The sequence below is a fragment of the Burkholderia sp. CpTa8-5 genome (genome assembly GCF_017815045.1).
Classification (GTDB): Bacteria; Pseudomonadota; Gammaproteobacteria; order Burkholderiales; family Burkholderiaceae; genus Burkholderia; species Burkholderia sola.
In genome coordinates this window covers 38,208-55,566 of sequence record NZ_JAGIQD010000015.1, presented here as the reverse complement: position 1 = coordinate 55,566, position 17,359 = coordinate 38,208, and the positions used below count along the sequence as shown (strand labels likewise).

Here is a 17,359-nt window from a genome sequence, read left to right as displayed (position 1 = left end):
GTGACCACGGGGCGATTTCGACCACCGTATTGTTGCGCCGCGCGTCAGCTTAGCGGCCGCCGCCGATGTCGAGCAGGGCGCCCGTCGTGTAGGACGCCGCATCGCCGAGCAGCCAGACGATCGCTTCGGCAATCTCCTGCGCTTCGCCCGCGCGGCCGAGCGGCGTTTGCGCGCCGAGACGCGCCGCACGGCCCGGCTGGCCGCCGCTTGCATGAATGTCGGTCTCGATCAGGCCCGGGCGCACCGCGTTGACGCGCACGCCGTGCGGGCCGAGCTCCCTGGCGAGGCCGATCGTCAGCGAATCGACCGCGCCTTTCGAGCCCGCGTAGTCGACGTACTCGTTCGGCGAGCCGAGCCGAGACGCGATCGACGACACGTTGACGATCGCGCCGCCGCGCCCGCCGCGGTCGGTGGACAGCCGGCGCGCCGCTTCGCGCGCACACAGGTAGGCGCCGAGCACGTTGGTATCGAACATCCGTCGCAGCCGGTCGACCGGCATGTCGGCGAGCGGCATCGACGGCGCGACGATGCCGGCATTGTTGACGAGCGCGTCGAGGCGCCCGAACTCGGCCGCAACGGTGTCGAACATCGCGACGACGTTCGCCTCGTTCGCGACGTCGCCCGCGACGATGCACGCGCGGCCGCCCGCGTCGCGCACGGCCTGCGCGGTCAGTTCGGCCGCGGCCGCGTCGCGCGCGTAGTTGATGCCGACGTCCCAGCCGCGTTCGGCCGCGAGCACGGCGGTCGCGCGGCCGATGCCGCGGCTCGCGCCGGTGATGAGGACAGCCTTGCGGTCGGACGGTGCGGTCATCGCGTGCGGTTTCCGGTGACGGTTACTTCGCGGCGTCGGGCGCCCACTTGTCGCGGGTGGGCGGCTGGTAGCGGCGCAGCCGCTCGATCAGCGCGACGGGTTCCGACTCGACGCACAGTGCGTCGAAATAGGCCGGCCGCATGAAGCCTTCGTCGACCGTATGGCGCAGCAGCGCGATCAGCGGATCGTAGAACGAATCGATGTTGTAGAGCGCGACGGGCTTGCGGTGATAGCCGAGCTGCGCCCACGTATAGACCTCGAAGAGCTCTTCGAGCGTGCCGGCACCGCCGGGCATCGCGACGAACGCGTCGGAGAGGTCGGCCATCATTTTCTTGCGATGGTGCATGTCGGGCACGACGTGCAGTTCCGACAGCCCCGTATGGCCGACTTCCTTGTCGACGAGCAACTCGGGAATCACGCCGACCGCCCGGCCGCCGGCCGCCATCACTTCGTCGGCGATCACGCCCATCAGGCCGACGCGGCCGCCGCCGTACACGAGCGTGAGGCCTGCCTCGACGAGCGCACGGCCGAACGCGCGCGCGGCATCGGCATAGACGGGTCGCACGCCGGACGACGAGCCGCAGTAAACGCAGACTGCCTTCATTGCTTCGCGTCCTTGGCGGGGGCCTGGCCGGTGGCGACGGGGCCGCCCGCCGGGCGCGGCGACCCGTCGCGCGGCGGCAGGTAATCGGTGAACTGGCGCTTGGGCAGCTTGCCGGACACGAGATCGTCGAACAGCTGGCGCGAACGGCCGCGCAGGTACGGGGCCATGATCGAGATCACGTGCATGCTCACCTGGTGCAGCTCTTCGCGGATCGCGTCCTGGTCGTTGTATTTGCGCGGATGCATCACGTACTGGTACGACAGCCAGTACGTCGAGATCACCGCCATGTTGGTCGCGATGACCTCGATCTCGGCGGGCGTCGCGACCATTTCGGCATCGGAGACGAGCAGCTCGCACATGTCGTGCGCGAAGCGCACCTTGTGGCTGATGATCTGCTTGAAGTGCGTCTCGAGCGTGCGGTTGCGGGCGAGCAGGTCGTTGAGGTCGCGATACAGGAACCGGTAGGTCCACATGAAATCGGCCATGTACTGCAGGTACGACCAGGTTTCGTCGATCGTCGGACGGTGATCTTCGGGGAAGCGCAGCCGCCGTTCGATCTGCTGCTCGAACTGCGCGAAGATGCTGTTGATGATGTCGTCCTTGTTGCGGAAATGGTAGTACAGGTTGCCTGGACTGATTTCCATTTCCTCGGCGATCGTCGTGGTGGTGACGTTCGGCTCGCCGATCTCGTTGAAGAGTTTCAACGACAACTCGAGAATCCGTTCGCGGGTGCGGCGGGGAGGTTTCGCTTCCATGTCGTCCGGCCCTGTGTGTGCCGGACTGGCGGGCGCTGCAATCGATGCTGCGTGATTCGTCCGGCGCGGGTTGCTGTTCTATGTCTAGCGGCCGATTATAAACCGGGGTTTCGCCACGTCGGGGCATTTCGTGATCGCGGCGCCGCGCCGCGCATGGTGCGGCGCCGCATGCGGGCGTGGCGAAAGGCGCCCGGCGGTGGCCTAGAAACCGAGCCAGCGTGCGACCACCGGCCCGAGCACGAAGCCCCACGTCGTCACGCACGCGAACAGCGCGACCGTGACGGCCGCGCTGCCGAGGTCCTTCGCGCGCTTCGACAGTTCGTGGCGCTCGAGCGAGATGCGGTCGATCGCGGCTTCGACGCTCGAGTTCAGCAGCTCGACGATCAGCACCAGCAGCACCGAGCCGATCAGCAGCGCGCGCGATGCGGCCGGCACCGGCGCGAATGCGCCGATCGGCAGCATCAGCGCGGCGAGCGTGAGTTCCTGGCGAAACGCGCTTTCCTCGCGGATCGCGACGCGAAAGCCGTTCAGCGAATGCTTGAGCGCGAACCAGGCACGCGTGATGCCGCGATGGCGCTTGTACGGGTTCGGCGGCAGCGGCGCGAGCCGGTCGTCGGGGCCGAGCGGCTCGTGCGGGTGCACGTCCGCGTCGGCATGCGGCTCTTCCTCGTCGAACGGGCGGTGCCGTGACGGCGTCGCGGCGGGGGGCGGGATCTTGTCGTTCAGGTCTCGTTTCAAACGGCTGCACCTTCGGCTGGCGAGTACGCGGTCTTCGGCAGCGGCTTCAGATGCGACGCGAACTGCTCGGATGCGGCGCGCCACGAGAAGCGTTCCGCCCACGCGCGCGCAGTCGTGCGTTCGATCTTCAGCGCCTCGAGGCAGGCTTCCTGCAGGTCCTCGTGCATCGCGCCGGCATCGCCTCCGCTGAGCACGTCGATCGGGCCCGTCACGGGATACGCGGCCACCGGCGTGCCGCAGGCGAGCGCTTCGAGCAGCACGAGGCCGAACGTGTCGGTGCGACTCGGGAATACGAACACGTCGGCCGCAGCATACACCTTCGCGAGCTCGGTCTGTGACAGCACGCCGAGATAGTTCGCCTCCGGATAGCGCGACTTCAGTTCCGCGAGCGCGGGGCCTTCGCCCGCGACCCACTTCGAGCCGGGCAGGTCGAGGCGCAGGAACGCCTCGACGTTCTTCTCGATCGCGACGCGGCCCACGTACAGGAAGATCGGCCGCGCGGTGTTGAGCACCTTCGACTCCATCGGCCGGAAGGTGTCGAGGTCGACGCCGCGGGTCCACAGCACGACGTTCGTGAAGCCGAATTTCTCGAGGTCCTGCTTGACGACCGGCGTCGGCGCCATCACCGCGCGCGACGGGCCGTGGAACCAGTGCAGGAACTTGTAGGTCGCCGCCAGCGGAATGCCGAAGCGCGCCTGCACGTATTCCGGGAAGCGCGTGTGGTACGCGGTCGTGTACGGCAGCTTGCGGGCGCGCGCATAGCGCCGCGCGGCGAGGCCGAGCGGGCCTTCGGTCGCGATGTGCAGCGCGTCGGGTGCGAACGCATCGATCCGCGCGCGCAGCTTGCGATACGGCAGGATCGACAGGCGGATCTCGGGGTAGGTCGGGCAGGGCACCGTGCGGAATTCCAGCGGCGTCAGCAGTTCGACGCGGTGGCCGAGCGCCGTGAGTTCGCGCGACGTGCTCTTCAGCGTGCGTACGACGCCGTTGACCTGCGGTTCCCACGCGTCGGTGACGATCATGATCTTCATCGCGGCATGTCCTGTAAGTAGGGTTGTGTCAGGCAGCGGCCTTGGCCTTGCGCGACGCGGTCTCGGACGGTGCGGTGCGCATCACCGTCCAGTAGACGATCTTCAGTTCGCCTTCCATCGTTTCGACGAGCGCGGACAGGCTTTCGACCCAGTCGCCGTCGTTGCAGTACAGCACCCCGTCGATGTCGCGGATCTCGGCCTTGTGGATGTGGCCGCACACGACGCCGTCGCAGCCGCGGCGGCGCGCCTCGTCGGTCATCACGGTCTCGAACTGCGAGATGAAGTTGACCGCGTTCTTGACCTGGTGCTTCAGGTACTGCGACAGCGACCAGTACTGGAAGCCGAGCCGGCTGCGGATCCGGTTGAACCAGCGGTTCAGCACGAGGATCAGCGTGTAGAGCGTGTCGCCGAGGTACGCGAGCCATTTCGCATGCTGGATCACGCCGTCGAACAGGTCGCCGTGCACGATCCACAAACGTTTGCCCGCGAGCGTCGTGTGGAATGCCTCGCCGCGCACCTGGATGTCGCCGAACGCGAGATCGCAGAACTGCCGCGCGCCTTCGTCGTGGTTGCCGGGGATGTAGACGACCTGCGTGCCCTTGCGCGCCTTGCGCAGGATCTTCTGCACGACGTCGTTGTGCGCCTGCGGCCAGTACCAGCCTTTCTTCAGTTGCCAGCCGTCGATGATGTCGCCGACGAGGTACAGGTATTCCGAGTCGTTGTGACGCAGGAAATCCAGCAGGTAGGGCGCCTGACAGCCGCTCGAGCCGAGGTGGATGTCGGACAGCCAGATGGTGCGGTAGCGATGGGCGGACGGCTCGGGGTCGTCGTGCTGCGTGGTGGGCGCGACGGGCGGCTTGTGCGACACCACGCCGTCGGTTGCGCCCGAGCCGGACAGGAACGCAGTGGCGGCGCGGGCGCCGATGGGATGACGAAACAATGAAGTCGCGGACGTTTTCTGGCCCATGCATGACTCGCGCCGGTTGACATTACCGGCATTCCGCCATGCGGGCGTGACTGTACCGTGACAGTCACGAGACGTTCTTATTACGACCGTCGAAGGGTGTTTAGCAGTAAATGAGCGGGCGTTGCGTAAGCTGCCGCACTGAACGGTCGGCGTGTGTCCGGCAGGGCCGTCCTCGATGGAGACGGGCGGGGCGAGCGGCTTTCATCTGGTGAATGCGGCGCGTCAGCGCGGTATCGCGACGACGCGCGTACGCGCGAGCCGGTCGTGCGGGAACTGGCGGCCGGCGTGCAACCGGGCGGCGCCGGCCCACACGACGATCCATGCGGCGGCGAGCGCGAGCGTGACGGGCACCGACAGGCCGAGGAGCGGGTGCAGCGCGAGCGGCGGCAGGAACCACAGCCAGCCGAGCGCGTAGCGGACGAGCGCGTGGCCGGCGCTCAGCGGCCGGCCGCTCGACGACTCGAGCCGCAGCCGCCAGGTTTTCATCGGCAGCGTCTGGCCGCCGTGCGTCCAGAACCACACGAAATACGCGCCGACGACGAGCGCGATCCACGCGGCAAGCAGATTGTGATGAACGAGGCCGTTGCGTTGCTGTGTCGCGAGGCTGAACGCGAGCCCGGCGAAGAACACGACGCCGAACAGCAGCACGCCTTCGTAGAGCAGCGCGGCGAGGCGCCGCCGCACGGACGGCGCGGCAGCCGGGGTCTCGGGAGCGCGGGCGGTCGCCACGGCGCTCAGGAGCCCTTGAACAGCGAAGGCGCGTCGGCGGGCGACACCGGCAGGACCGCGGCCGGTGCCGATGCGGTGCCGGACGTGGACGACGCGGGCACCGGCTGCACGACGACGCCGGCCGACGCGGGCGCCGGGGCGGCGGCCGCGCCGCTCGCCGGGTGTTCGTGCGAGTTGACGAGGCGGCGGACGTCACGGTCGGCGACGGTCGGCGGCGCGCTGACGACGCTCGGCCTGCGGCGGCGCTCGGCGGCGGCAAGCCGTTCCTTCTGCTCCTCGGGGAGTTGCTGGTAGGCCTTCCACGCGCGCTCGCGCGCCTGTGCGGACAGCTCCTTCGCGCTCTGGTAGTTCTCGCGCGCGACGCGGCGCTGCTCGGGCGTCATCTTCGCCCATTCGGTCATCCGGTCCTGCAGGCGTTTCTGGTCATCCGGCGACAACTTCGCGAAACGCGATGCGATCTTCAGCCATTTACGCTTGCGGGCGTCGCTGAAGCCGTCCCACTGGTCGGCGAACGGCGCGAGGGCCGCGTGCTGCGCCGGCGTGAGGCGTGCCCACGACAGCGGGCCGGCGGCGGCCGGCAGCGGCAGCGGAAGGGGCAGCGGCGGGAGTTCGGTGGTCAGCCCGGTCGCGGTCGACGCGGGCGCGGCGGGGCTGGTGGTCGCGACGGGCGCCGTCGCGGGGGCCGGGTGGAATCGGGGATAGGTGGCGACGTAGGAAACGGCGATCGCGATCACGCATCCGAAAAATACGGCCAGGCCGCGCTTCTGACTCACCCGTGCGATCCCCTCGTTATTGTCTGTTAGTGAGCGCGCGAAAGATACGCGTTGAACCCGTGATCGAGATACGCATTGAGCGGCAGGTCGTCGCTGAGCATCGCCGCGTCGATGTCGGCGAGTTCGGCGGTGCGCTGCATGTCTTCCCAGTACGCGATGCCGACGAGCCCCGCGAGCAGCAACGCGAGCGGCCACGCACGCAGCAGGCGGCGGGCAAACGACGCGTACGGGCGGCCGGCGGGCGGGCGGTTCGCGGGCGTCGGGCCGTAGGCGCCGGCCGCGCCGGCGAAGGCCGGCACGAACACCGGCGCGCTCGCGGCTTCGGGCTTCTTGCGCGCGAGCGCGGCCCGGCGGGCGACGGCCAGCCGGTCGGTGGTCGCGGCCGGCAGCGCGGCCGCGCGCTCGTCCAGCGCGCGGCGCACCTTCAGCGCGAATTCGTGTTCTCGGTTTGCGGAGCTCATAGCGTGATTCCTTTGGCCTTGAGCGCTTGCGCCAGGGTATGAGTGGCTCGCGAGCAGTGCGTCTTGACGCTGCCCTCGGAGCACCCCATTGCGGCGGCAGTCTCGGCGACATCCATATCTTCCCAATAACGCATCAGGAACGCTTCCCGTTGACGCGTCGGAAGCTTCTGGATTTCTTCGTCGATCAGGGCCAGAACCTGCTCTCTTTCGAGGCGGTGCTCGCTGCTCTCGACGCCCGCGTTGTCGTCCGCGGATTCGAGCGTTTCAAGCGGGTCGAAGTCGTCGTCGTCGGTGTTGTTCAGCGACGAGAAGAGCGTCACCCACGTGTTGCGGACCTTCTGCCGGCGGAACCAGTCGTGGATCGCGTTCTGCAGGATCCGCTGAAAAAGCAGCGGCAGCTCGGCGGACGGCCGGTCGCCGTACTTTTCCGCGAGCTTGATCATCGCGTCCTGCACGATGTCGAGCGATGCATCGTCGTCACGTACGGCGTACGCAGCCTGCTTGAACGCGCGCCTTTCGACGCCCGCCAGAAAGTCGGCGAGTTCCTTGTCTGATGCCATTCCGTGAAGGTATGCGCTGCGGCCCGCTGCGTGGTGAAAAAGGTCGAAAAATTTCGTAAAACCCGCGGATGCTATCAAATTTTCATGCGGCTTGGCACCGGGTCGGCCGCCGCACGTTGCGCGCGAACCGCGGCGGCCGGGCGCCGGGCGGCGCGCATGATGCGCTGCGGGATATTTTGCTTGACGGCCCAGCTGCGACCCGCTATTGTCGGCGATTCGCAACATGAAGTGATGGTCTCATTTGAGGCTGGCCCAAGAAGCCCGCCCTTCAAACTGGACGCGCCGCTTGAACCCGAGCCACAAGCCCGGCAGAGAGCACCCGATCAATTTTTTGCCGAAAATTCGAAAGGTCAAAATGAACATGCCCAGCGCGGAATTCTCCACGTCGGAACCCCTTTCCCCTCCCGATAGCGACTCCATCGGCGGTACCGTGCTCATGAAGGCACTGGCCGACGAAAACGTCGAATTCATCTGGGGCTACCCCGGCGGCTCGGTTCTCTACATCTACGACGAGCTGTACAAGCAGGACAAGATTCAGCACGTGCTGGTGCGCCATGAACAGGCGGCCGTGCACGCAGCCGATGCGTATGCGCGCTCCACCGGCAATGTCGGCGTCTGTCTCGTGACGTCCGGCCCCGGTGTCACCAACGCGGTGACCGGCATCGCAACGGCGTACATGGATTCGATCCCGATGGTCGTGATCAGCGGCCAGGTGCCGACTGCCGCGATCGGTCAGGATGCGTTCCAGGAATGCGACACCGTCGGCATCACGCGTCCGTGCGTGAAGCACAACTTCCTCGTGAAGGACGTGCGCGACCTCGCGGAAACTGTCAAGAAGGCGTTCTATATCGCCCGCACCGGCCGTCCTGGCCCGGTGCTGATCGACATCCCGAAGGACATCTCGAAGACGCCGTGCCAGTACGAGCCGGTGAAGAGCGTGTCGCTGCGTTCGTACAATCCGGTCACGAAGGGCCATTCGGGCCAGATCCGCAAGGCCGTGTCGCTGCTGCTGACGGCCAAGCGTCCGTACATCTACACGGGTGGCGGCATCATCCTCGCCGACGCGTCGCGCGAGCTGAACCAGTTCGCGGACCTGCTCGGCTACCCGGTCACGAACACGCTGATGGGCCTCGGCGGCTATCGCGCGTCGGACAAGAAATTCCTCGGCATGCTCGGGATGCACGGCACCTACGAAGCGAACATGGCGATGCAGCACTGCGACGTGCTGATCGCGATCGGCGCCCGCTTCGACGACCGCGTGATCGGCGACCCGGCGCACTTCGCGTCGCGCCCGCGCAAGATCATTCACATCGACATCGACCCGTCGTCGATCTCGAAGCGCGTGAAGGTCGACATCCCGATCGTCGGCGACGTGAAGGAAGTGCTGAAGGAGCTGATCGAGCAACTGCAGACGGCCGAGCATGGCCCCGACACCGAGGCGCTCGCGCAATGGTGGAAGGACATCGAGGGCTGGCGCGCGAAAGACTGCCTGAAATACGACCGCGAAAGCGAGATCATCAAGCCGCAGTACGTGGTCGAGAAGGCGTGGGAGCTGACGGACGGCAACGCGTTCGTGTGCTCGGACGTCGGCCAGCACCAGATGTGGGCCGCGCAGTTCTACCGTTTCAACAAGCCGCGTCGCTGGATCAACTCCGGCGGCCTCGGCACGATGGGCTTCGGCCTGCCGGCGGCGATGGGCGTCAAGATGGCCCATCCGGACGACGACGTGCTGTGCATCACGGGCGAAGGCTCGATCCAGATGTGCATCCAGGAACTGTCGACCTGCCTGCAGTACGACACGCCCGTGAAGATCATTTCGCTGAACAACCGCTACCTCGGCATGGTCCGCCAGTGGCAGCAGATCGAATACAGCAAGCGCTATTCGCATTCGTACATGGATGCGCTGCCCGATTTCGTGAAGCTTGCCGAAGCGTACGGCCACGTCGGCATGCGGATCGAAAAGACTTCGGATGTGGAGCCGGCGCTGAAGGAAGCGCTGCGCCTGAAGGACCGCACCGTGTTTCTCGACTTCCAGACCGATCCGACCGAAAACGTCTGGCCGATGGTACAGGCCGGCAAGGGCATCACCGAGATGCTGCTCGGATCGGAAGATCTGTAACGGCGCGACGCGCGCCCGGCCCGATGCGGCCGCCTTCACGAAGGGCGGTGCGGCGCGCGGCGCGGGTGAATCGACACGGACACATTCTGGAAGAAGCGAACATGAGACACATCATTTCCGTCCTGCTGGAGAACGAACCGGGTGCGCTGTCGCGCGTGGTCGGTCTGTTTTCCGCACGCGGCTACAACATCGAAACCTTGACGGTGGCGCCGACCGAAGACCAATCGCTGTCGCGGCTCACCATCGTTTCCATTGGCTCCGACGACGTGATCGAACAGATCACGAAGCATCTGAACCGCCTGATCGAGGTGGTGAAAGTGGTGGACCTGACCGACGGTGCACACATCGAACGCGAGCTGATGCTGATCAAGGTACGTGCAGTGGGCAAGGAGCGCGAAGAAATGAAGCGGATGTCGGACATTTTCCGCGGCCGCATCATCGACGTGACCGAAAAGACCTACACGATCGAATTGACGGGCGCGAGCGACAAGCTCGACGCATTCATCCAGGGGCTGGACGCCAGCGCGATCCTCGAGACCGTGCGCACCGGCAGCTCCGGCATCGGACGCGGCGAGCGCATCCTGAAGGTGTGATGCCGACATAGCCAGAAATGGCACGCCGGGTGCGCCGTCATGTCCCGGCCCGCAGTACTCCATCCGAACGAATCATTGAATTTTTTGAATTAGCGAAGGAACCATCATGAACGTTTTCTACGACAAAGACGCCGACCTCTCCCTCATCAAGGGCAAGCAAGTCACGATCATCGGCTACGGCTCGCAAGGCCATGCGCACGCGCTGAACCTGAAGGAAAGCGGCGTGAACGTGACGGTCGGCCTGCGCAAGGACGGCGCGTCGTGGAGCAAGGCTGAAAACGCCGGCCTGTCGGTCAAGGAAGTCGCCGAAGCGGTGAAGGGCGCGGACGTCGTCATGATGCTGCTGCCGGACGAGCAGATCGCCGACGTGTACGCGAAGGAAGTGCACGCGAACATCAAGCAGGGCGCGGCGCTCGCGTTTGCGCACGGCTTCAACGTCCACTACGGCCAGGTGATCCCGCGCGCCGACCTCGACGTGATCATGATCGCGCCGAAGGCACCGGGCCACACCGTGCGCGGCACGTACTCGCAAGGTGGCGGCGTGCCGCACCTGATCGCGGTTGCGCAGAACAAGTCGGGCGCGGCGCGCGACATCGCGCTGTCGTACGCGGCGGCGAACGGCGGCGGCCGTGCCGGCATCATCGAGACGAACTTCCGTGAAGAAACCGAAACCGACCTGTTCGGCGAGCAGGCCGTGCTGTGCGGCGGTACCGTCGAGCTGATCAAGGCCGGTTTCGAGACGCTGGTCGAAGCCGGCTACGCGCCGGAAATGGCGTACTTCGAGTGCCTGCACGAACTGAAGCTGATCGTCGACCTGATCTACGAAGGCGGCATCGCGAACATGAACTACTCGATCTCGAACAACGCCGAGTACGGCGAATACGTGACCGGCCCGCGCGTCGTCACGGAAGAGACGAAGAAGGCGATGAAGCAGTGCCTGACCGACATCCAGACGGGCGAGTACGCGAAGAGCTTCATTCTCGAGAACAAGGCGGGCGCGCCGACGCTGCAGTCGCGCCGCCGCCTGACGGCCGAGCACCAGATCGAGCAGGTCGGCGCGAAGCTGCGCGCGATGATGCCGTGGATCGCGAAGAACAAGCTCGTCGACCAGACGAAGAACTAAGCACCGATAGAAGCAAAACGTGCTGTTCCGGCCCTTCGAGTGGAGGGTCGGTATCAAAAAGCCGTCCGAAGGCAGCAGTGCCCCGGGCGGCTTTTGCTATCCTACGGGCTTTGCAATTCACCGAACACCGAACGAACCCATGAACTATCCTCATCCGATCATCGCGCGCGAAGGCTGGCCGTTCATCGCGATTGCAGCCGTCATCGCGCTGTTGATCCACGCCGTCGGGGGCTTCGGCTTCGCGTGGCCGTTCTGGCTGCTGCTCGTCTTCGTCGTCCAGTTCTTCCGCGATCCGCAGCGCCCGATCCCGGCGCAGCCGAACGCGGTGCTGTGCCCGGCGGACGGCCGCATCGTCGCGGTCGAGACCGCGCAGGATCCGTACGCGAACCGCGAAGCGCTGAAGATCAGCGTGTTCATGAATGTCTTCAACGTCCATTCGCAGCGTTCGCCGGTCGACGGCGCGATCAGCAAGGTCGAGTACTTCCCGGGCGCGTTCCTGAACGCGGCGATCGACAAGGCGTCGACCGAGAACGAGCGCAATGCGGTCGTGATCCAGACGGCGAGCGGCAAGACCGTCACGTCCGTGCAGATCGCGGGCCTGATCGCCCGCCGGATCCTCTGCTACGTGCGCGCCGGCGAGCCGCTGTCGCGCGGCCAGCGCTACGGTTTCATCCGCTTCGGTTCGCGCGTCGACGTGTACCTGCCGCTCGGCAGCCGCGCGAAGGTGTCGATCGGCGAGAAGGTCTACGCGTCGTCGACGATCCTCGCCGAGCTCGAACAGTAAGCGGCGGGGCGCACGATGGCCGCATTCAAACCGCGTCGGCCGCGTAACGGCTCCGGCCAGACGCCACGCCCGTTCCGCCGCAACAAGGTGATGGCGCCCGATGCGGCGCCGCTCGAAAGCCGCCGCGCCGCGCGCCAGCGGTTCCTGAAGACGCGCGGCATCTATCTGCTGCCGAACGCATTCACGACCGCCGCGCTGTTCTGCGGCTTCTTCGCGGTCGTGCAGGCGATGAACGTCCGCTTCGAGATCGCCGCGATCGCGATTTTCGTCGCGATGGTGCTCGACGGGATGGACGGGCGCGTTGCGCGCATGACGCATACGCAGAGCGCGTTCGGCGAGCAGTTCGACAGCCTGTCGGACATGGTGTCGTTCGGCGTCGCGCCGGCGCTCGTGATGTACGAATGGGTGCTGAAGGATCTCGGCCGCTGGGGCTGGCTCGCCGCGTTCGTCTATTGCTCGGGCGCCGCGCTGCGCCTCGCGCGCTTCAACACGAACATCGGCAGCGTCGACAAGCGTTTCTTCCAGGGGCTGCCGAGCCCGGCCGCCGCCGCGCTGATCGCGGGCTTCGTGTGGCTCGCGACCGACAACCGCGTGCCGATGAAGCTTGGCTGGCTGCCGTGGGTCGCGTTCGCGCTGACGATCTACGCGGGCGTGACGATGGTGTCGAACGCACCGTTCTACAGCGGCAAGGCGCTCGACGTGCGGCACCGCGTGCCGTTCGCGGCGATCCTGCTCGTCGTCGTCGCGTTCGTGCTCGTGTCGTCCGATCCGCCGCTGATGCTGTTCTGCCTGTTCGTGCTGTACGGGCTGTCCGGCTATGTGTTCTGGGCTTACCAGGCCATTCGCGGGCGGGCGAACCCGGCGCGCTCGTCGCAGCGCGATCACTGACATCCGCGCGCGATCTGCGATCTGCCCGGAAACGGCGGCCTCGGGGCCGCCGTTTTAATTTGTCCCTTTTTTCTGGCCGGACCGCGTCGATTCCCGGGCGCCGTCCGATTGCGCGGCCAGCGGAATGTCGCTATAGTCTTCGGCATGACTGCATTTCCCCGCCTCTCCCTCCTTCTAGCCGGTGCGCCGCTACGCGCGCTAGCTTTGGCGCGCCTGCCGCGCTGACCGTTCTCGCCCCCCGTCTCAAGCCTCGTCTGTTGTTGAGCGTCGCCAGCGGTGGCGCGATCTCATTACGTTTGACTTCCGTATAAAAGAGCCCTGGAGCCCCCCATGACAGACAAGCTGATCATTTTCGATACGACGTTGCGTGACGGCGAGCAATCGCCCGGTGCGTCGATGACGAAGGAAGAGAAAATCCGCATTGCGAAGCACCTCGAGCGGATGAAGGTCGACGTGATCGAGGCCGGCTTCGCCGCCAGCTCCAACGGCGATTTCGACGCGATCCACACGATCGCCGGTCTCGTGAAGGACAGCACGATCTGCTCGCTGGCGCGGGCCAACGACAAGGACATCCAGCGCGCGGCGGACGCATTGAAGCCGGCCAACAGCGCGCGGATCCACACGTTCATCGCGACGTCGCCGCTGCACATGGAGAAGAAGCTGCGGATGACGCCGGACCAGGTGTTCGAGCAGGCGCGTCTCGCGGTGCGTTTCGCGCGCAAGTTCACCGACAACGTCGAGTTCTCGCCGGAAGACGGCAGCCGCTCGGATCTCGATTTCCTGTGCCGCGTGCTGGAAGCCGTGATCGCCGAAGGCGCGACGACGATCAACATCGCCGATACGGTCGGCTACGGCGTGCCGGAGCTGTACGGCAACCTCGTGAAGACGCTGCGCGAACGCATTCCGAACTCGGACAAGGCGATCTTCTCGGTGCATTGCCACAACGACCTCGGGATGGCGGTCGCGAACTCGCTCGCCGGCGTGAAGATCGGGGGTGCGCGCCAGATCGAGTGCACGATCAACGGCCTCGGCGAGCGCGCGGGCAACACGTCGCTCGAAGAAATCGTGATGGCCGTGAAGACCCGCAAGGACTACTTCGGCCTCGACGTCGGCATCGACACGACGCAAATCGTGCCGACGTCGAAGCTCGTGTCGCAGATCACCGGTTTCGTCGTGCAGCCGAACAAGGCAGTGGTCGGCGCGAACGCGTTCGCGCACGCGTCGGGCATTCACCAGGACGGCGTGCTGAAGGCGCGCGACACCTACGAGATCATGCGTGCGGAAGACGTGGGCTGGACCGCGAACAAGATCGTGCTCGGCAAGCTGTCGGGCCGCAACGCGTTCAAGCAGCGCCTGCAGGAACTCGGCGTATCGCTCGACAGCGAAGCCGAATTGAATGCCGCGTTCATGCGCTTCAAGGATCTGGCCGACCGCAAGGCGGAGATCTTCGACGAGGACATCATCGCGATCGTGTCCGAGGAATCGGCGCTCGCGCACGAGCAGGAGCACTTCAAGTTCGTGTCGCTGTCGCAGCGTTCGGAAACGGGCGAGCAGCCGCAGGCGAAAATCGTGTTCGCGGTCGAAGGCAAGGAAGTGACCGGCGAGGCGCGCGGCAACGGCCCGGTCGACGCGACGTTCAATGCGATCGAGGGCGAAGTCGGCAGCGGGTCCGAGCTGCTGCTGTACTCGGTGAACGCGATCACGACCGGCACGCAGGCGCAGGGCGAAGTGACGGTCCGGTTGTCGAAGAGCGGGCGGATCGTCAACGGCGTCGGTACCGATCCGGATATCGTCGCCGCGTCCGCGAAAGCGTACATTTCCGCGCTGAACAAGCTGCACTCGAAGGACGACAAGGTCAACCCGCAGCGTCCGTAAGCTGCGCGCGCCGCCGCGCTCATCAGGCAGTCCCGAAACGCCCCGTGCGGCTCTGCGCCGCCCGAGGCGTTTTTTCATTGGCCGCTCATTCGGCGGCCGGCGCGCGGAACAGCCAGCGGCGCGCAGCCGCGCGTGGCGCCGGCTGGCGCCGGCGGAACTCGACCGCGATCCCGCGCCGCGGCGCATCGGCGACGAACGCATCGAGCAGTTCGAGCACGTCGTGATCGATGTAGTCGGCGCGCGTCGCGTCGATGATCACCGCCGCCCGGTCCGGAATGTGGCGCAGGTGGTGCTTGACCTGCACCTTGCCCAGAAACGACACGTCCTTGCGGAACGACAGCAGGAAGTGGTCGTCATGCTGCGCGAGCGTGACGGGGCTCTTCAGGTTCGCGACGGCGACGGCCAGCACGCTGCACGCGAGGCCGAGCGCGATGCCGAACAGCAGGTCGACTGCGAGCACGCCGACGATCGTCGCGGCGAACGGCGCGAACGCGGCCGGGCCTTGCTTCATCACCGAGCGGAACAGCGCCGGTTTCGCGAGCTTCAGACCGGTGTGGATCAGGATCGCGGCTAGGCTCGCGAGCGGGATCAGATTGATCAGGCCGGTGAGCGCGAACACGCTCGCGAGCAGCAGGATCCCGTGCACGATCGCGGACATCCGGCTTTGCGCGCCTGCGTTGACGTTGGCCGAACTGCGCACGATCACCGACGTGATCGGCAGGCCGCCGACCGCGCCCGCGACCAGATTGCCGACGCCCTGGGCCTTCAGTTCGCGATCGGGTTGGGTCGGTCGCCGCTTCGGATCGATCTGTTCGACCGCTTCGAGGCACAGCAGCGTCTCGAGGCTCGCGACGACCGCCAGCGTGATCGCAACCCGCCAGACGTCCGGATTGACCAGGTGCGCGAAGTTCGGGCCGAGCTCCGCATGCTTGAGCGATGCCGCGAGCGTCGCGAACGAGTCGAATTCGGGCAGCGTGACGCGATGCGCGGCGCCCGGTGCGGCTGCCGGTGCGACCATGCCGAGCACGAGCGTCGCGCCGATGCCGAGCACGACGACCGCGAGCGGGGCGGGGACCGAACGCACCCATGCGAAGCGCTTGAGTGCCGGCGTGTCCCACGCGATCAGCAGCGCCAGCGACGCAACCGCGATGGCCGTGGCGGCCCATGCGGTCGGCAGCGTCAGCCAGTTCGCAAACGATTGCGAAGCCGCGCCGCCGATGCCGAATGCGAACGGAATCTGCTTCACGATCAGCAGCAGGCCGATCGCGGCGAGCATGCCCTTGATGACGGGCGACGGCACGTAGGCGGCGAAGCGGCCGGCGCGCAGCATGCCGAAGCCGAACTGCAGCACGCCGGACAGCAACACCGCGAGCAGGAACGCGGAGAAGCTGCCGAGCTGCGCGATGCCTTCGACGACGATCACGACGAGGCCGGCGGCCGGCCCGCTGACGGACAGCGACGAGCCGCTCAGCAGCGCGACGACGATGCCGCCGACGATGCCGGACACGAGCCCGGCGAACGGTTCGACGCCGGAGGCATTGGCGATGCCGAGACAGAGCGGCAGCGCGACGAGGAAAACGACGATACCGGCGACGATGTCGCGCGGCAGGGTGGACAGGCGCTCGTTCAGTTTCATGGTTGGGGCGGTTTCGTTGGCGTGGAGGGCAGGGCGCGGGTCAACCGAGCGCGGCGGCGGCGGCAACAGGCTCCGGCTCGGGCTCGGGCTCGGCTTCGGCCGGCGGTGCTGCATAGCCGGAATCGAGCTCCTTCAGGCGGCCGTCGGCGAGCGAAAAGATCCAGCCGTGCACGAGCGGCGGTCGTTCGCGGCCGCGCACGATCGGCGACGCGCGCAGCAGCCGCACCTGTTCGAGCACGTTCAGCTCGGCGAGGCGATCGGCGGCGGCCAGGTCGTCGAGCCCGTCGAGCGTGTCGCGATGGCGCCGCGCGAGCGCGCAGAGCGGCGCGATGCGGCGCGCGACGTGCGGCAGGTCGGCGGGCGGCGGCAGCAGCGATGCGCGCACGCCGCCACACCCGTAGTGACCGCACACGATCACGTGATCGACCTTCAGCACCCGCACCGCGTACTCGAGCACGCTGGCGGAATTGTCGTCGTCGGGATGAAACAGGTTCGCGATGTTGCGATGGACGAACAGTTCGCCGGGCGCGCAGTGCGTGATGGTCTCGGCCGGCACGCGGCTGTCGGCGCAGCCGATCCACAGTACGCGCGGATTCTGGCCGCGCGCGAGCGCGTCGAAGAAGCCGGGCGTGTGTTCGCGCGTCTCGCGGGCCCAGGCAATGTTGGCAACCAGCATGCTCTTGGGGCGGTTCATGAGGACTCCTTTATGAACAAGGCGAATAAATATCGATCGAAATGGCGTACCGACATTCTTTCTAAGTTGAAAGGTTCGATTTCGACTGATATTAGGGGTATGCCCTAGCACTCCGGGTGGGTTGAAACAAATTGTTTCAAATTGATTGAGCGTAGTGCATTGCATGCACCAGCGAGACGCATGACATGCGCGGGGCATGCCTGTTTATGCGCAGGCGC

18 protein-coding genes are annotated in these 17,359 nt (G+C 66.4%); 6 read left to right on the top strand and 12 right to left on the bottom strand.

Going from position 1 to position 17,359, the window contains the following annotated elements; all coding sequences use genetic code 11:
* Positions 1-49: 49 nt before the first annotated feature.
* The 10 genes from J8I35_RS22235 to J8I35_RS22190 all read right to left on the bottom strand — a co-directional run bounded on the left by J8I35_RS22235 (position 50) and on the right by J8I35_RS22190 (position 7,429).
* The gene (locus J8I35_RS22235) at positions 50-811 is read right to left on the bottom strand and encodes an SDR family oxidoreductase (RefSeq protein WP_209926903.1); all 762 of its coding nucleotides are present in this window, start codon (positions 809-811) and stop codon (positions 50-52) included.
* Between the two features lie 22 nt (positions 812-833).
* On the bottom strand, positions 834-1,415 hold the full coding sequence (locus tag J8I35_RS22230) for a TIGR00730 family Rossman fold protein (protein WP_050016434.1): 582 nt from the start codon (positions 1,413-1,415) through the stop codon (positions 834-836).
* Positions 1,412-2,170: a TetR/AcrR family transcriptional regulator gene (locus J8I35_RS22225; RefSeq protein WP_050016436.1), complete on the bottom strand. Its 759-nt coding sequence runs from the start codon at positions 2,168-2,170 to the stop codon at positions 1,412-1,414. Before J8I35_RS22225 ends, J8I35_RS22230 begins: the two co-directional genes overlap by 4 nt.
* 201 nt (positions 2,171-2,371) lie before the next feature.
* Complete coding sequence (locus J8I35_RS22220; protein WP_011694335.1) at positions 2,372-2,908, bottom strand: diacylglycerol kinase; 537 nt, start codon at positions 2,906-2,908, stop codon at positions 2,372-2,374.
* A complete protein-coding gene (locus J8I35_RS22215; protein ID WP_050016438.1) occupies positions 2,905-3,939 on the bottom strand; it encodes a glycosyltransferase family 1 protein in 1,035 nt (344 codons plus the stop codon). Before J8I35_RS22215 ends, J8I35_RS22220 begins: the two co-directional genes overlap by 4 nt.
* A gap of 28 nt (positions 3,940-3,967) precedes the next feature.
* Complete coding sequence (locus tag J8I35_RS22210; RefSeq protein ID WP_050016440.1) at positions 3,968-4,906, bottom strand: UDP-2,3-diacylglucosamine diphosphatase; 939 nt, start codon at positions 4,904-4,906, stop codon at positions 3,968-3,970.
* A 222-nt stretch (positions 4,907-5,128) separates the two neighbouring features.
* Positions 5,129-5,635, bottom strand: a complete 507-nt coding sequence (locus tag J8I35_RS22205; protein WP_050016442.1) for an RDD family protein — start codon at positions 5,633-5,635, stop codon at positions 5,129-5,131.
* Positions 5,636-5,640: 5 nt separating this feature from the next.
* Positions 5,641-6,408, bottom strand: coding sequence for a DUF3106 domain-containing protein (locus tag J8I35_RS22200; protein WP_124631401.1), 768 nt, complete (start codon positions 6,406-6,408; stop codon positions 5,641-5,643).
* A gap of 26 nt (positions 6,409-6,434) precedes the next feature.
* On the bottom strand, positions 6,435-6,869 hold the full coding sequence (locus J8I35_RS22195; RefSeq protein ID WP_089488685.1) for a DUF3619 family protein: 435 nt from the start codon (positions 6,867-6,869) through the stop codon (positions 6,435-6,437).
* Complete coding sequence (locus tag J8I35_RS22190) at positions 6,866-7,429, bottom strand: RNA polymerase sigma factor (protein ID WP_006491033.1); 564 nt, start codon at positions 7,427-7,429, stop codon at positions 6,866-6,868. The genes J8I35_RS22195 and J8I35_RS22190 overlap by 4 nt, the downstream gene beginning before the upstream one ends.
* A 355-nt stretch (positions 7,430-7,784) precedes the next feature.
* On the opposite strand from J8I35_RS22190, the gene J8I35_RS22185 reads away from it, so the two are divergent.
* The 6 genes from J8I35_RS22185 to J8I35_RS22160 all read left to right on the top strand — a co-directional run bounded on the left by J8I35_RS22185 (position 7,785) and on the right by J8I35_RS22160 (position 14,811).
* The gene (locus J8I35_RS22185) at positions 7,785-9,548 is read left to right on the top strand and encodes an acetolactate synthase 3 catalytic subunit (RefSeq protein WP_027786860.1); all 1,764 of its coding nucleotides are present in this window, start codon (positions 7,785-7,787) and stop codon (positions 9,546-9,548) included.
* A gap of 101 nt (positions 9,549-9,649) precedes the next feature.
* Complete coding sequence (ilvN, locus tag J8I35_RS22180; RefSeq protein WP_006750445.1) at positions 9,650-10,141, top strand: acetolactate synthase small subunit; 492 nt, start codon at positions 9,650-9,652, stop codon at positions 10,139-10,141.
* Positions 10,142-10,247: 106 nt separating this feature from the next.
* A complete protein-coding gene (gene ilvC / locus J8I35_RS22175) occupies positions 10,248-11,264 on the top strand; it encodes a ketol-acid reductoisomerase (protein ID WP_034190794.1) in 1,017 nt (338 codons plus the stop codon).
* 139 nt (positions 11,265-11,403) lie between these two features.
* The gene (locus tag J8I35_RS22170; RefSeq protein ID WP_006491035.1) at positions 11,404-12,048 is read left to right on the top strand and encodes a phosphatidylserine decarboxylase; all 645 of its coding nucleotides are present in this window, start codon (positions 11,404-11,406) and stop codon (positions 12,046-12,048) included.
* A gap of 15 nt (positions 12,049-12,063) precedes the next feature.
* The gene (gene pssA, locus J8I35_RS22165; protein WP_050016452.1) at positions 12,064-12,936 is read left to right on the top strand and encodes a CDP-diacylglycerol--serine O-phosphatidyltransferase; all 873 of its coding nucleotides are present in this window, start codon (positions 12,064-12,066) and stop codon (positions 12,934-12,936) included.
* A 330-nt stretch (positions 12,937-13,266) separates the two neighbouring features.
* Positions 13,267-14,811: a 2-isopropylmalate synthase gene (locus tag J8I35_RS22160; protein ID WP_209926900.1), complete on the top strand. Its 1,545-nt coding sequence runs from the start codon at positions 13,267-13,269 to the stop codon at positions 14,809-14,811.
* Between the two features lie 85 nt (positions 14,812-14,896).
* Here J8I35_RS22160 and J8I35_RS22155 read toward each other — a convergent pair whose 3' ends face one another.
* A complete protein-coding gene (locus J8I35_RS22155; RefSeq protein ID WP_050016455.1) occupies positions 14,897-16,447 on the bottom strand; it encodes a SulP family inorganic anion transporter in 1,551 nt (516 codons plus the stop codon).
* Positions 16,448-16,487: 40 nt separating this feature from the next.
* A complete protein-coding gene (locus tag J8I35_RS22150; protein WP_209926899.1) occupies positions 16,488-17,141 on the bottom strand; it encodes a carbonic anhydrase in 654 nt (217 codons plus the stop codon).
* Positions 17,142-17,359 lie beyond the last annotated feature (218 nt).